The following is a 14,242-nucleotide window of genomic DNA, read 5'->3' as shown; positions in this document are numbered from 1 at the left end:
CGTTCTGGCTGTAGTCGACTGGGCAGTCAATCACATGCACGCCAGTGTTGGAGATGCAGTGGTCTAGCAAGCTTCCGTTTAGTAGATGAGAGCCACTATCTTTCAATGTCCTCCAGCGATACTCATCGTGAGCTTCCGACCAATGCTTCCGAGATCCGCTTTATTAATGCAAGCGTTTTTTCATGGCTAACCGTTTCATATTTCAGTTGTCGCAAAGCGAACGCATACCCAGCAGCCAGAACTGAACGATCGTCTCCACTTATATCGTATGCCCAGTCACGACAATACTTAACCACACGACCAAACGGATTTGTTTGAATATATGAATCTATGTTTGGCCAGTGCTCCAAGACTGAGATCATCTCCTTAGAAACGCCCGACAATACGCAGTCCGGATGGAAAATCAGGCTCATTTCAAGGGTGATTGGGTCCAAACCTGTATAACTTGAGCCCACATCACCAAAATCGATTAAAACTGGAAATCCAGCTTGATTTACCAGGACATTGCCGCCATGCAAGTCACCATGAATGCAAGAGACCGACGCACTAATAGAGATATTTTCGACACTCCGGACTTCATCTAGACCGAATTTTTTTACTAAATCCTCGAAAACCTCATCGCTAACCTTTGCTTTTCGCACATCGCCAACCGTGCACTTTGATACTTCTCGCACAGCACCCCATCGGTCCAAGCTAGTACGAACTCGCTGAATCACTTCGAGTGCAACATCACTATCCCTCCTTATCACCTCGAACAGATTCTCTTTAAACCCCTCAGCCAATGTATAAAATATTGCACTATTGTCCTTGAGCCCTCTATCCATCTTAGACAACAAAGGCGTGAAAGTATTCATAGGCATCAATCTTACATAGCGCAGGTAAGACTCGCCTTCTTTTTGGATCTTAGAGGCAGCGCCCAGTTTTGCCACAAACGCACCAATGACATTCAATCGTACGTCCCTGACTTCGACACGTCCAACCAAAGACCCCGACAAGCCGCTCAATGGATAATAAACACTATCGACCCCGCCCATACTTCTCACGAAAGTCTTTAACGCCCGATCTTGACCTTTTGTAAATTCAATAAATCTTCCGCGAGTATTTATAGATATTGAATTAACTGCCGAGATTTCTTCATAAACCTGAGAAAGTTCCTCTACAAGCTCTGGCGCTTGATTTTTCTTGAAATATAAAACAGTGGGAAATTCCTTTTCCGCCCCCCAAAGCTTAATTCTTTCGCCGTGTCGCGACAACCCTGTTGCGAAACTATCAGGATCGGAGCCAGTTAAAATATAAATCGGGGTTCCAGGCAGGGCTTTCTGAACAGAATAAAACAGTCGCTGACCGTACTCCACACTCTTCTCAAGTCCAGATGTGACATTTGGCATACAGAGATCAAGTATCACCAAGTCATAAAACTTTTCTTCAAGCAGCTTTTCCGCCGAACCAGAGTTATCGACTAAATCCCAACATATCCCCGGAAGTTTGTTACTTACAACCGACGTTAGGGTCTCAGCGAAGGATGAATTATCTTCAACGAATAGTACTTGCATAGTTCCTGTACCACCTCAATTCAAATCTGGCGCCACCTTCAGATTTATTGGAGATATACACATCGCCCTCCATAGATCGCATCGAAAGCTGAGCAGTTGTAAGCCCATAGCCGAAATGCTCATCTTTATTCGAGACGCCGAGCTTGAAAGCTTCATCTAGATTACCAGTAAAACCTGGGCCGCAGTCTAAAATCGCTAACCAATTCTCAGAGCCAGCCGGCCCCCAATTTATCAAAATCTCCGCAGGAGTGACCGTTGAAAATTCCTGAACCGCTTCTATTGCATTTCTAATTCCGTTATCGATCGCCAATCCAAGTGAGTACCTATCAGCTTGGACTATGTAAGGTCTAATGCCGGCAACCCGTATAATGATCTTATCATCAGGTATATTCAAAACCGCTATACATTCAGCGAGTAGCTCTGATAGATCAAACTCACTATAAGAAGGAGTGGATGCCGCTTTTTTTAGCTTCCCAACAGCTTCAAGCAATCCATTGAGACGCTCAACGCAATGCTTCGTCCTAGAGTTTTCATATTGAGTTACCTCCATCTCCGCTACTAGCCTTAGAGATCCAATGAGGGGTGAAAACTCATGAAGAATTGTTCGTGACACCTCGTCGACAGCTTGCGCCCTTAAATCTCTCAACAGCTGTTCTTCGTCAGCCTCAACAACTGATTCTACCTCTTTTGTTGTATTCCTTTTGGGGCCAATCTGAATTCGATCTAGAGCTCGTTCAAGAGCCCGCTTAACCCATCGAGCGCTTTCTTTAGCAAGCGCCCGCGATAGCAACGCCGAATCTGATGGCTCCGCAGCCTTCGAAAAATACCGCGCAGCTTCCAACCTTTTGTCTACTGAATCACTAGCCAGTGAGGCCGTAGCCTCTTCACGAGTAATCACAATGAATTATCTTTATAGAATTTAGCGCGAGTATCAAATGCATCCACGCCGCCCTCCATTACAGTGCTAATGGCGGTCACTGCCTCAGGATGTGTTAAAGGCTTATTCACCTGAATAAATCCATTTCGCCCATCAGACGTCAACTCAACAATCAAATCCGCTTTACCCAAAACAGGAATATTAGCGTTATGGGTTGACAAGATCACCTGGCCACGCCCCTTACGCTTGTTAAGCGTTTTAATTATTGTATTAGCCACAAAAGCGTTGTCAAGATGGTCTTCTGGCTGGTCGATTATCAAAACCCTTTCGGAGTGCTGCAAGACTATCGATAAAATAACTGTGCAACGTTGACCGGCGGACAGAGCAGATACCTCCTTATAATCTACTCCATCCAGCAGACTCATGCTTACATCATCTTGAATATCGCAAGTCAGTATATCTGCAAGACCAAACTCCCTAAACTGCGCAACTACTCTCGCAGCACGTTCTTTCGGTATCTCCAATATTTCAGATAGTGCTTCGAATGCGCTATTATCAACGATATTGACAAGTTCTCTGGGACTAAGGTTTTCAGCAATCCTTAGAGCTAGGTCATTATACTTGATACCACTTCCCTTAAGTGCATCCGTCAGTGACTTAGCATACTCACCTAGTTGCGAAGACTGCTCTACTTCGACTTTCACATGAGGTGAAAGAGACTGGTTAATTTTTTCCGCCACACCACAGCGAAGACTGAAACGTTCCAACCTAATATTTTGAAGCTCGTTTACTGCTTCATCCCGCCGTGCCCGAAGAGTCGATAGCCTTTTTTTACGTTCGTCTAAGACATTAGACCGGGTATTGATCTGAGCTATCTGAGACTTGATAATAGAGATACTCCTGCTCAACGCGCCTGTTCCCTCAGACACCTTATCGAGTTCCATACGTAATCCTCGAGCCTTGCGTTCTATATCTACATTGCCAGCAGAAATTTGCTCCCTTCGCAATCGCGATTGCGCCTCAACGCGCTCAAATTCTTTCGAAGCCTCTGTGATTTTTCTAATAGCACTTCCGTAAATATTCCGAAGATCGCCAACTGGATCTGCACTTGGCTCACCGGTCCAAGCGTCTGGACCGTACTCTTCCGCAAGCAGCCTTTCTAGCGTGCTCCGCCACTCAGACGCGTGGCTTTCAAAACGTGCAATGACATCCTCCCTAGCTGACGCTGCGGCCAACTCCTCAGCGAGCGCGGAAGACTCTGCTTGTTTTTTAAACACTTCAATTGAATTACCTTGAAGTTCTTTAAGCTGTCCCTCTTGCTGCTGTAACTGTGCTATCAAGCTAGGGATTTTTACAACTTCTTCCGAGAGCGATAAAATCTCAGCATCAACCGAAAGCAATTCTTTATAAATACTTTTTATTGAGCTAACCACTGACGCTTCATTTGCCGATAGCCCACTACGCGAATTAATGAATCCATCTATCAAAGAGAGGCGACCTGCGTCGCTCAGCCCAAGAGTTTCGACCTCTGTCTGAGATAAAACAATTGGTGCCACGAACCGTCCAGGTGATCGCGGCTGGTCCTCGTCTGCGGCGCGCGAAACGGTGATTTCATCAATCAGATCGTTTAAAACTATCGTGACCTCTCCACCTTCTAGAACTGCCCTAGCATGGTCAAGGGATCGGTTTTTTGCTTCGGCGGTATGACTGCGAGCACCAAGGGCATATCTTATGAGTTCAATAACAGAGGTTTTCCCCGTACCTCTTGCACCAATGATGACGTTTAGCCCTGGCGCAAACTTGAGATCCAAGCCATCTAAGAAACCACCCTCAACCTGAAGTCGCTCGATATCCACTGCAACACTCCCTGCTTGACATACCCTTGGCAGCCCAAGATCTATAATTATCAACTAACTTCCATCGGAGAGACAAGCCGATGAAATACGACTCAACACTACAACTATTATCCGTTGTTATATCGACGCCTAGGGGCAATTTGAGATACTCGCGCAGGTGAGAGCCCAAATTTCTGAGCTACATCCTTGGTCTTTTGACCGCTTGCTACCTCACCTCGAATTGCGCTATCCCTAATCTCATCTAAAGACTCTTGAAGTTTACCTATCTTTAGGGCTGCTTCATCGTGCTTTGCCTCCATCCGAGCCAGTCGCTCATCTGTCTGTATTTGCTTGTCTTTCAATGCCTCGATGTCTTTTGACATCTCTTCATGGGCCCTGTTAAGGAGATTTTGCGCTTCTCCTAGTAATTTTTGGGCTTTGCTTCCAAAAATGTCCATTTCGTACCACCTCGGCTTTTCTTGACACAGAAATTAAATTTACTTAATTTAATTTCTGTGTCAAGGGGTGGACACGAAAAATTTCAAACCAGCGCATTGACCAGCCCGCCAATCTCTAGCACTGCCCACCTCCTACGCCAGCAGCATCACTTTACCGCCCACAACTGCTGGATCCTCGTTGTGTACGACTGACTCACCATCTCCCGCCTCATGCCCCAGTCAGGTGTCGCCGGCACACTGGCGCTCCGCATCGTCCCCTCCCCCAGCGCTGATTGATGTCATCCATCACCTGCATAAGCCGGTCACACGCCACTGGCTGCTTGAGCGCAAGCAAATCCTCAGAAAATTCGCCGGGCTGCCGCAGGTCCACCAACAGCACCTCGGCCTTGCTGTACCGGAACCCGGGCCGGTAGATCCGCTCGACAGCATAGGTGGCCAGCCGCGTCATCAGCAACGTGTCAAAGGTCGGATACGGCAACTCCACCAAGGCGCCCTGGGCGGGGCGCACTTCGTCCGGGTTGAACATCCCGGTTCGGATGCTCACTCGCAGGCGCTTGCACACTGATCCTTGGGCACGGAGCTTTTCTGCTGCGCGGCCGGCGTAGGTGGCCACCGCCTGCTTGATCGGTGCCAGCTCGGTCAACTGCTTGCCAAACATCCGGCTACGGCAAATCTCGCTTCGGCGGCTCCGCCTCATCCATTTCCAGACACGGTGTGCCGGCGAGCTCGCGGGCAGTCTTTTCCACCACCACGCTGAATTTCTGCCGGAGCGTCCACGGGTCGGCCTTGGCCAGGTCCATCGCCGTGAGGATGAGGATCAAACTGTTGCTGATGCGATTGGGATACGCTGGTGAGGTGACTGGGACCGAGATGGCAGTGAGAAGTAGGAGCGCTTCGTGAATCTCGACCACGTTGAGCTTTGCTGGCACCGTTCTCTGTTGCCGCTGTTAGGATGGCATCTTCACATCATCAGCAGGGAAACGCATGTTCGATCTACTCAAGCTGCTCACAGACAACAGCCCCTCGCTCACTAGCGATATGCAGGCCTGGTTCAAACAGTACCCGCCAGACGCAACTTGGAATATTTTTTCGGACTACTGCGTAGGGAACACGGAGAAGGCGAACGACAGCTTTTCGTTCGTCATCACGCTGATGCACGACACCGATAAGAATTTCTCGGAGTACATCGCCAACGTGGCTCCCAAGGATCTCAAGAAAACCCGGCAGGCGTCGGATGGCTTGATTTCCTACCTCAACTGCCCTGTAGCCTTCAGCGTCTCATTCATCGTAGAGCGAGAGTCGAAGCTGCTTCGAGACTTCATCACTGACGATAATATTCACGGGTTTTGCCTCGACATGCGGGAACTGATCGCATCCTGGCTGAGTGAACCGGGTATTGATAAAGAATACTGGCAACGAATTGACAAAGCGTTGGGAGATTTTGCGTCCGAAGTGAAACGCAAGAAATTCAATGCGAAACTCGCGAGGCAGGTGTTGTTGACATCAACGCTCGCTGCATTCCTCTTCTTGACGCTTAACCAGCTCAAAGAGCCGGCTTACATCAGATGGATCACCGACCGAGATGCGACATTCGAAAAATACAATGAGGTCGCATTCGATATAGCTTTTGTGCTGTTTCTCGTTGCTCGAGCTCAGTCGGGGATTGTGAAGAACCCAAATAAACCACAGTATATTTTTGCTTACCCATTCATGGACGGAAAAACTGACTACGCGGAGCATGTACGCCTCCCTGACTACCTCGCAGGTCTTTGCGCTGACATACAACTTCCCTCGATGGAATTCACACACACCAAATTCGAAAAAATCTTCGGCAACGCCATAATAAACTCGAAGAACAACGTCGTTCTCCAAATCCTTGGCAATCCAGAAAGAATAACAGCTAGACGCTTATCCTTTAGGGAGGACATATGAGTGCACGCTTCAGTAAAAAATGGCAGCATAGTCTTACCATACGCTTTGGAATACTAACTTCGCTAAGCGCTACAATCTGTTGGATGAAGCATAGAATGTGGTCGGAGATCTGTTCACCAAAATCCACTCTGCCCGGCACCCTCCTAAATGGCATGGTGTTTCTGTCAAACGAACTGGGCGGCGCGCTGCATGCAGGCAGACGCAGTGAGATTTACTACCCAGAGGATTGATAGCCTTTCCGACACCTTGTTAATTAATACATAAGCGCTAACATTCACCAGTCAGAATCTTAAGTAATTCGTCAAAATTTTCTAGGGTCACAACACTATGTGGAGAATTACCGCGTAACTGAGCGTGCGGTTCACTCAATAGTCGGTGGACACTCCAAGCCTCCAATGAAGGGAGGGCGTCGAATACTGCCAGCACCAGTTTGTGCTTCAAGGGATCTAGCTGCCAATCAGGAATACGCTGCCCCCGGTTACCCAGGCTGAGCGAGAGAATGCGGCGTGCTTTGATATCACGATTAATCTGGTCACGGGACTTGCCTGCTAGACGAGCGAACGCGGGGAGTGGAAGGTTAGTTGGCGCTTCGTAGATAGCAAGCATCTGCGCACGTTCCTTTTGAATATCAGAGACCTCAAGGCTTGGCACCTGAGAGTCCGACTCGAGCGACGGCCGCCAGTTTGCTCTCCCGCCCTTCCGTCCCGCTCGCGACTCGGATTGAGTACAGACATGTTGCAACGGTGCTGCAACCCGCAAAGCATTCGTCGACATCGGCTGTGAAGCCGTCCCTTCCAATCGGATTGTCAAGGGGGCTCCTGCTGCCTGAGCATGCCCTAGAGCCCAGAGATCCAGGCGATTGGCCCAATCCTGCATCATGGCCCGGCGCTGCTCGACATACTCAGCATGATTATACGAGGCACTGACCTTGTCGGGATCAGCATGCGAAAGCTGAGCATCAATCCAGACTTTCGGATAACCGATCTCATTGAGCGCAGTGGAGATAGTGGCACGCATACCGTGCCCGGTGAGTCGATCAGCGAACCCCATGCGCCGCAGCGCACTGTTCAACGTGTTCTCGCTGATCCGCTTGCTCAAGTCACTCCGATGGGCAAGCAAATGCCGCTGCGCAGGCACCACACGATCGAGCAGCAGCCTCACCACCTCCACCGCCTGGACAGATAGCGGCACGATGTAGGGCGGCACCTTGGAGGCCTGGCTGCGGCTTTTACGCATCTTGAGCTGCAGCTGCTTGACCACCTCAGGCGGGATGACCCAGAGCCGCCGCTCCAGGTCGAATTGATCCGGCGAGGCCAAACGCAGCTCACCGGTGCGCACTCCGGTAAGCAACAATAGCCAGATGCCCAACAGGGTCTGCTGCCCACCATGATAGCCGCGCAGCTTGTTCAGAAGTTGAGGCAACTCATCCATGCGCAGGAAAGGATTGTGCTCTACAGGTGGCTTGGGCATCGCCACCACATCCAGGTCTGCAGCGGGGTTGTGCTCAAGCCCCGCTACGCGCACAAGCGCGTAGCGGAACAATTGATTGAGCCAGGTGCGGCACTTTTCTGCGGTGGTGAACGCGCCACGAGACTCGATGCGGTCCAGCACCCCCATGAGCACATGACGACTGACGTCGTAGATGGAGCGGTCACCGAGGTAGGGAAGAATATCTTTGCTGAAGATGCGCAAAATTTGCGACAGCGTGCTCTGCCGGCCTTCCTTGAGACTCAGGCGGCGAAAGGCGATCCACTGGTTGAACACGACCTCGAAGGCATGATCGCTGGAGAGGCGAACCGCCAGGCGCTGCTGCTTACGCTGTTCGCTGGGATTGGTACCCTGAGCGATCAGCGCCCGGGCTTCATCACGCTTCGTCCGCGCACCCCGTAAACCGAGCTGCGGATAACTACCAAACGACATGCGCTTCTGCTTGCCGGCCCAGTAGTAACGGAAATGCCAGATCTTCCCGCCCTGCGCGGTGATGTGAAGAATCAGGCCATCGCTGTCAGCGAGCGTATAGTCCTTCCCAGTGACTCGGGCGTGCCGAATCGCCATCTCCGAGAGTGCCATGGTGACCTCCTGAACCTGTCAGAGGCCAAATGCTCGTCTCGTGCTCCACCAAGCTCCACCGGAAAAGCGAATTGGGGCATTTCCAATTCTGGCCTCAAATCTGGCCTTAAATTTCCCGGATACTGCCGGTTTTCGGTGGTTTCCGCTGGAACGAAAAAAGGGCCCTAAGGCCCTTTTTTCAACGACTTACAGACTTCCATGGAACTCTGTAGATCTATAACTGGAGCGGGAAACGAGACTCGAACTCGCGACCCCGACCTTGGCAAGGTCGTGCTCTACCAACTGAGCTATTCCCGCGTCGTGATGGAGGCCATTCTAGCGATTTGCCGAATGGCGTCAACCCCTTGATTCAAAAAAACTTTATTTCTGCTCTGAGCCTTCGCGCAGGTGCGGCCAGGCGGCCAGCAGGTAATGCATCATCGACCACAGCGTCAGCCCCGCCGCCACCAGCAAGAGCCCGTAGCCCAGCACCACCCAGAAGGTCAGCATCGGCGGGTTGGCCAGCAGGATCACCAGCGCCAGCATCTGCGCAGCGGTTTTCCACTTGCCCAGGTTCGACACCGCCACGTGGGCACGGGCGCCCAGCTCGGCCATCCACTCGCGCAGCGCCGACACCACGATCTCGCGGCCGATGATCACTGCTGCCGGCAGCGTGAGCCAGAAGTTGGCGTGCACCTGCACCAACAGCACCAGGGCCACGGCCACCATCAGCTTGTCCGCCACCGGGTCGAGGAAGGCGCCGAAGGGCGTGCTCTGCTGCAGCCGACGGGCCAGGTAGCCGTCCAGCCAGTCGGTGGCGGCGGCAATGGCGAACACCGTGCTGGCGGCCATGTAGCTCCAGTGATAGGGCACATAGAACAGCAGGATGAAGATCGGGATGAGCAGGACGCGTAGAACGGTGAGCAGGTTTGGAATATTCATCGGTACGACTGGCTGCGAGTTGAGCCCGGCATTCTACTCGCTATGCAGGCTGGCATAAATCGACTCGGCAAGCTTTTTACTGATGCCCGGGGCCTTGGCGATCTCGTCGATACTGGCGCGGTTGAGCTCCTGCAGGCCGCCGAAATGTTTCAGCAGGTCGCGCCGGCGCTTGGGCCCTACCCCGGCCACGTCTTCCAGGCTGGAGGTACGCCGCGCCTTGCCGCGCCGGGCGCGGTGGCCGGTAATGGCAAAACGGTGGGCCTCGTCGCGGATCTGCTGGATCAGGTGCAGCGCCGGGTTGTCGCCCTTGAGGGTGAACTCGTGGGCCACATCGTTCAGGTACAGGGTTTCGAAACCGGCCTTGCGGGTGACGCCCTTGGCCACGCCGAGCAGCGTCAGGTCACTGAAGCCGAGCTCCTGCATCACCTCGCGGGCCATGTTCAGCTGGCCCTTGCCGCCGTCCACCAGCAGCACGTCGGGCAGCTTGCCTTCGCCGTCCTTGATACGCCCGTAGCGACGCTGCAGCGCCTGGTGCATGGCGGCGTAGTCATCGCCGGCGGTGACGCCTTCGATGTTGAAACGCCGGTAGTCGGACTTCAGCGCGCCCTCGGGGCCGAACACCACGCAAGAGGCCACGGTGGCCTCGCCGCTGGAGTGGCTGATGTCGTAGCACTCCAGGCGCTGCGGCACTTCGTCCAGCTGCAGCACCTGGGCCAGTGCTTCGAAACGCGCCGCCATGTGCTGGCGGTTGGCCAGGCGCGCATTGAGCGCCTGTTCGGCATTGGTCACTGCCAACTGCTGCCAGCGTGCACGGGTGCCGCGTACGCGGTGGCTGATGGTGACTTCGCGACCGCGCAGGGTGTGCAGCGCCTCGGTGATGGCCTCGAAGTCCTCGTGCACCACGTTGACGATCAGCTCGCCCGGCAGCTCGCGCTCGGCATTGCCCAGGTAGTACTGCGACAGGAATGCGGCCATCACCTCGGCCACCTCCTCCTCGATACCCACCTGCGGGAAGAAGTTCTTGCTGCCCAGCACCCGGCCGCCCCGCACGCTGATCAGGTGCACGCAGGCGCCGCCCGGGTTGACGAAGGCCGCCACCACATCGACGTCGCCTGAGCCGCCCTCCATGTATTGCTGGTCCTGTACCCGGCGCAGCAGTGCGACCTGGTCACGCAGTTCGGCAGCCTTCTCAAAGTTCAGGGCCATGGCGGCCGCTTCCATCTCGGCGTTGAGCTCGTTGCCCAGCTGCTGGCTGCGGCCTTCCAGAAACATCATCGAATGGCGCACGTCCTCGGCGTATTCGGCAGGCTCCACCAGCCCCACGCAGGGGCCCTTGCAGCGCTTGATCTGGTATTGCAGGCACGGGCGGGTGCGGTTGGCGTAGTAGCTGTCCTCGCACTGGCGCACCGAAAAGGCCTTTTGCAACAAGCTCAGGCTTTCGCGAATGGCACCGGCGCTGGGGTACGGGCCAAAGTAACGGCCCTTGGCCTTCTTGGCGCCGCGATGAATCCCCAGGCGTGGGAATTCACCGTCAGACAGGAATACATAGGGGTAGGACTTATCGTCACGCAGCAGGATGTTGTAGGGCGGCCGCCACTCCTTGATCAGCGTCTGCTCCAGCAGCAGCGCCTCGGTCTCGTTGGCGGTGATGGTGGTTTCGACCTGCGCGATGCGACCTACCAGCGCGGCGGTCTTGGGCGCCAGGCCAGTCTTGCGAAAATAGCTGGCCAGGCGCTTTTTGAGGTTCTTGGCCTTGCCCACGTAGAGCAGACGCGCCTCGGCATCGAACATCCGGTACACGCCCGGGCGGCCGCTGCAGGTGGCCAGGAAGGCACTGGCATCAAAGGTGTGTGACATGGGGGTGTGCTTAGAGACTTGCGTCGACCATACCGTGGCGGACAGCCAGCAGCGTCAGTTCGACGTCGCTGGTGACCGAGAGTTTTTCGAAGATCCGATAGCGGTAAGTATTGACGGTCTTGGGTGACAGACACAACTTGTCAGAGATGATCTGCACCTTCTGGCAGCCGACGATCATCAGGGCGATCTGGATTTCCCGCTCCGACAGCGAGTCGAACGGCGAGCCCTGGGGCTGGAACGACTTGAGCGCCAACTGCTGGGCAATCTGCGGGCTGATGTAGCGTTGCCCGGCGAAGGCCAGGCGGATGGCCTGGACCATTTCGTCGAGCCCTGCGCCTTTGGTCAGGTAGCCGGCGGCGCCAGCCTGCATCAGGCGGGTGGGGAACGGGTCTTCCTCGCACACGGTCACTGCCACCACCTTGATGTCGGGGTGGCTGCGCAGCAGCTTGCGGGTTGCTTCCAGCCCACCGATCCCTGGCATCTTCACGTCCATCAACACCACGTCCGGCTTCAGCTCGCGGGCAAGCTTGAGTGCAGACTCGCCCGAGTCGGCCTCGCCCACCACCTGCAGGCCATCGATGTCAGCCAGCATGCGCGTGATACCGGTACGCACCAGATCGTGATCGTCGACCACCAGGACCCTTATCAAGCATGCACCTCGTCAGTGGGGCGATTGGATCCCGCCACCTTAACAAAATTTTTCACCGCCGACCTAGTGGCCTGAACGGTTAATTAGGCCGCCCGCAGAGCTGCCGGCGACCCTCACACTCACTGGCGCAAGCCGTCCAGGAAGCCGGCCTGGCGCTCGAAGCGGCGAATGACCAGTGGCTGCTCCTCCCCCACCTCGCCGGCGAGCCGGTTGAGCAGGTGCCAGACAGCCGCCTGGTCGTCTGCCGGCAGGCGGCGGAAGGCTCCGAGCAGGCGATCTTCGTCGGTGGTCAGGCTGTCGAGAGGGGCTGGGGTCGGGGTGCCGGTCAGCACGTAGAGGGCGTCGACGCCGCGGGCGGCGACGGCGGCCAGGTAGTCCATGCGTGGCGTACGCTCGCCGCTTTCGTACTTGCCCTGGGCGTTGGGCTCGACGCCGCCAACATCGCCGAACACCCGCTGGGTAAGCCCCAGGCGTTCGCGCTCTTCTCTCAACCGTGGGCCGAATCCGCTCATCTTTTGCCTCCTTTGCATGGATGGATAACGAGTGCATCCCGCACCCGAGTGAATGCCTGCGCATTCGCCTGGGCACTATGCCAATTGGATCCAATATTCGCAAGCCATCATTACGCCATTTCCCTTGCCTTAAATGGAATACAACGAACAAGTCAATCGGAAAACCCTGTGCAAGCGAGGGATTCAGCCCTTTGCAACTGATAAAACTGCCAGTAGTGACGAGCGAAAAGTCGACATAGCATCGAGACTTCTTCCATCGCCCAGGGCTGCATCATGACCAGCACCAGCAACCACACCGACAGGCTGCTCTCCCCTACCGCCAAACCCGAATCGTTCAAGCGCAAGGTCGGCACAGTGAGCACCCGCGCCACTCGACAGGGTGTCGAGTATTGGAGCGGCGCCATGAACTGGGTGTATTTCTACCCAAACAAATTCGCTGCCGTGGGCCTCGCTCTAGATAAAAGAGCCGAACTGATGATTGTTTTGCATGCCGAAACCTTCGCCACAGGCAAGACCATATCGTTCACACCCCAGAACAGCGCGGTACGCTTCTTCGTCGAGGATGAATCGCAAGAGCCCGGCACCGGCAAAATCTCAGTCAGCCAGTTCGAAGTCGACAAGGTGCTCAAGGCCACCTTCGAGTTTCACTTCGACCGTAATGGTCAACGCCACGAAGTAAAGGGCCGCATCGATATCGATCTGCCGGGATAACCGTTCCGGCTCATCTGCAGGCGATGCTGCGCTGCATGCGCACAAAGCACTCGTCCTCGCCCATCTCCATGAAGCCCCGGCGCCGGTACAACTGCCGCGCCGGGTTGCTGCGAAACACCATCAACCGCAGGCAAGGCAGGCGACGTTGCGCCGCCCACCGCGCCAACTGCTCCAGCACCCAGCCTCCCACCCCACGCCCACGGTGCTCCGGCAAAAGATGCAATTCGCGAATGAACAACGCCTGCCGGTCCTGGCTCAGGCTGCAAAAACCCAGCACCTCGCCCTGCTCCACCACCAGCCACTGCTCCCGCCAACCCCAGGCTTCATCGAAGGCCTCCTCGATCCACAGCAGGTCGAACTCGCGGTAGTAAGGCAGCATGGCGCGCCGGGTCAGGTCGCGGGCAAAGGTCAGGTGGGCATCGCTGGCCGCGATCAACTCAAGGGGCATAGCACACCGGCGAACTGCCCGGCCCGCGCCGCAGCAGTTCGTCCTCCAGCCAATCAGCCAGCACCCGGGCATTGTTGTGCTCGGTATCCTTGCCGGCATACAGCAACGTCAGGTTGCCCTGCTGGGCAAGGTCCAGCAACGGGTACCAATGCTCAGGACGGGCAGCCAATTCCTGCCGGTAACGCTGCGTGAACCCGGCAAAATCCACCTCGCCGGCATGCAACGCCTTGCGCAGTTCGTCGGATGGCGCCACTTCGCGCAGCCACTGCCCGTGCAGGTCTTGCTTGCGTCTGTTACGCGGCCATAAGCGGTCCACCAGCACACGCTGGCCATCGCCGGGGGCGGCCGGTTCGTAGACGCGCTTGCAGTAGATCATGGTGACTCGCTTGGCAATCGGGAGGTGCCTTCTAGACTAGGAG

The 14,242-nt window shown here is 55.0% G+C and carries 13 protein-coding genes, 1 tRNA gene and 1 pseudogene; 2 read left to right on the top strand and 13 right to left on the bottom strand.

The window, feature by feature from the left end:
* Positions 1–122 precede the first annotated feature (122 nt).
* From ACI2KK_RS15720 to ACI2KK_RS15700, 5 genes and pseudogenes are all read right to left on the bottom strand, one after another.
* A complete protein-coding gene (locus ACI2KK_RS15720) occupies positions 123–1,553 on the bottom strand; it encodes a phosphotransferase (protein ID WP_400619989.1) in 1,431 nt (476 codons plus the stop codon).
* Entirely contained in the window at positions 1,534–2,451 is a 918-nt protein-coding gene (locus ACI2KK_RS15715) for an ATP-binding protein (RefSeq protein WP_400619986.1), read from the bottom strand. The genes ACI2KK_RS15720 and ACI2KK_RS15715 overlap by 20 nt, the downstream gene beginning before the upstream one ends.
* The gene (locus tag ACI2KK_RS15710; RefSeq protein ID WP_400619983.1) at positions 2,448–4,286 is read right to left on the bottom strand and encodes an AAA family ATPase; all 1,839 of its coding nucleotides are present in this window, start codon (positions 4,284–4,286) and stop codon (positions 2,448–2,450) included. Before ACI2KK_RS15710 ends, ACI2KK_RS15715 begins: the two co-directional genes overlap by 4 nt.
* Positions 4,287–4,393: 107 nt before the next feature.
* Positions 4,394–4,723: a hypothetical protein gene (locus tag ACI2KK_RS15705; RefSeq protein ID WP_400619980.1), complete on the bottom strand. Its 330-nt coding sequence runs from the start codon at positions 4,721–4,723 to the stop codon at positions 4,394–4,396.
* Positions 4,724–4,869: 146 nt separating this feature from the next.
* A pseudogene (locus tag ACI2KK_RS15700) lies at positions 4,870–5,535 on the bottom strand (DUF4113 domain-containing protein); the annotation flags it as partial.
* A gap of 172 nt (positions 5,536–5,707) precedes the next feature.
* Here ACI2KK_RS15700 and ACI2KK_RS15695 point away from each other — a divergent pair.
* The gene (locus tag ACI2KK_RS15695) at positions 5,708–6,655 is read left to right on the top strand and encodes a GCN5 family acetyltransferase (RefSeq protein ID WP_400619978.1); all 948 of its coding nucleotides are present in this window, start codon (positions 5,708–5,710) and stop codon (positions 6,653–6,655) included.
* A gap of 267 nt (positions 6,656–6,922) precedes the next feature.
* Here the strand turns inward: ACI2KK_RS15695 and ACI2KK_RS15690 are convergent, their stop codons facing one another.
* The 6 genes from ACI2KK_RS15690 to ACI2KK_RS15665 form a co-directional block, all read right to left on the bottom strand.
* Positions 6,923–8,725: a tyrosine-type recombinase/integrase gene (locus ACI2KK_RS15690; RefSeq protein ID WP_400619975.1), complete on the bottom strand. Its 1,803-nt coding sequence runs from the start codon at positions 8,723–8,725 to the stop codon at positions 6,923–6,925.
* A gap of 221 nt (positions 8,726–8,946) precedes the next feature.
* Positions 8,947–9,022: transfer RNA gene (locus tag ACI2KK_RS15685), tRNA-Gly, on the bottom strand.
* A 63-nt stretch (positions 9,023–9,085) separates the two neighbouring features.
* Complete coding sequence (pgsA, locus tag ACI2KK_RS15680) at positions 9,086–9,646, bottom strand: CDP-diacylglycerol--glycerol-3-phosphate 3-phosphatidyltransferase (RefSeq protein ID WP_404669581.1); 561 nt, start codon at positions 9,644–9,646, stop codon at positions 9,086–9,088.
* A 33-nt stretch (positions 9,647–9,679) separates the two neighbouring features.
* The gene (gene uvrC / locus ACI2KK_RS15675; RefSeq protein ID WP_404669580.1) at positions 9,680–11,503 is read right to left on the bottom strand and encodes an excinuclease ABC subunit UvrC; all 1,824 of its coding nucleotides are present in this window, start codon (positions 11,501–11,503) and stop codon (positions 9,680–9,682) included.
* Positions 11,504–11,513: 10 nt separating this feature from the next.
* On the bottom strand, positions 11,514–12,152 hold the full coding sequence (uvrY, locus tag ACI2KK_RS15670; RefSeq protein ID WP_217885606.1) for a UvrY/SirA/GacA family response regulator transcription factor: 639 nt from the start codon (positions 12,150–12,152) through the stop codon (positions 11,514–11,516).
* Between the two features lie 119 nt (positions 12,153–12,271).
* Positions 12,272–12,664, bottom strand: a complete 393-nt coding sequence (locus tag ACI2KK_RS15665; RefSeq protein ID WP_404669579.1) for a helix-turn-helix domain-containing protein — start codon at positions 12,662–12,664, stop codon at positions 12,272–12,274.
* Between the two features lie 273 nt (positions 12,665–12,937).
* On the opposite strand from ACI2KK_RS15665, the gene ACI2KK_RS15660 reads away from it, so the two are divergent.
* Positions 12,938–13,375 (top strand): hypothetical protein, encoded by a 438-nt coding sequence (locus tag ACI2KK_RS15660; RefSeq protein WP_404669578.1) that lies wholly within the window; start codon positions 12,938–12,940, stop codon positions 13,373–13,375.
* Between the two features lie 10 nt (positions 13,376–13,385).
* On the opposite strand, the gene ACI2KK_RS15655 is transcribed toward ACI2KK_RS15660, so the two are convergent.
* Positions 13,386–13,823 (bottom strand): GNAT family N-acetyltransferase, encoded by a 438-nt coding sequence (locus ACI2KK_RS15655; RefSeq protein WP_404669577.1) that lies wholly within the window; start codon positions 13,821–13,823, stop codon positions 13,386–13,388.
* Positions 13,813–14,199: a DUF488 domain-containing protein gene (locus tag ACI2KK_RS15650; RefSeq protein ID WP_404669576.1), complete on the bottom strand. Its 387-nt coding sequence runs from the start codon at positions 14,197–14,199 to the stop codon at positions 13,813–13,815. Before ACI2KK_RS15650 ends, ACI2KK_RS15655 begins: the two co-directional genes overlap by 11 nt.
* Positions 14,200–14,242 lie beyond the last annotated feature (43 nt).

The sequence above is a fragment of the Pseudomonas sp. NPDC089406 genome (assembly GCF_044900265.1).
Lineage (GTDB): Bacteria > Pseudomonadota > Gammaproteobacteria > Pseudomonadales > Pseudomonadaceae > Aquipseudomonas > Aquipseudomonas fakonensis.
This window is presented reverse-complemented; position numbering and strand designations above follow the sequence as displayed.

Coding starts and splice junctions, on each gene's coding strand:
- ACI2KK_RS15705 (WP_400619980.1), bottom strand. CDS start 4,723: ATGGACATTTTTGGAAGCAAAGCCCAAAAATTACTAGGAGAAGCGCAA.
- uvrC (WP_404669580.1), bottom strand. CDS start 11,503: ATGTCACACACCTTTGATGCCAGTGCCTTCCTGGCCACCTGCAGCGGC.
- ACI2KK_RS15650 (WP_404669576.1), bottom strand. CDS start 14,199: ATGATCTACTGCAAGCGCGTCTACGAACCGGCCGCCCCCGGCGATGGC.
- ACI2KK_RS15720 (WP_400619989.1), bottom strand. CDS start 1,553: ATGCAAGTACTATTCGTTGAAGATAATTCATCCTTCGCTGAGACCCTA.
- ACI2KK_RS15655 (WP_404669577.1), bottom strand. CDS start 13,823: ATGCCCCTTGAGTTGATCGCGGCCAGCGATGCCCACCTGACCTTTGCC.
- ACI2KK_RS15690 (WP_400619975.1), bottom strand. CDS start 8,725: ATGGCACTCTCGGAGATGGCGATTCGGCACGCCCGAGTCACTGGGAAG.
- pgsA (WP_404669581.1), bottom strand. CDS start 9,646: ATGAATATTCCAAACCTGCTCACCGTTCTACGCGTCCTGCTCATCCCG.
- ACI2KK_RS15695 (WP_400619978.1), top strand. CDS start 5,708: ATGTTCGATCTACTCAAGCTGCTCACAGACAACAGCCCCTCGCTCACT.
- ACI2KK_RS15665 (WP_404669579.1), bottom strand. CDS start 12,664: ATGAGCGGATTCGGCCCACGGTTGAGAGAAGAGCGCGAACGCCTGGGG.
- ACI2KK_RS15660 (WP_404669578.1), top strand. CDS start 12,938: ATGACCAGCACCAGCAACCACACCGACAGGCTGCTCTCCCCTACCGCC.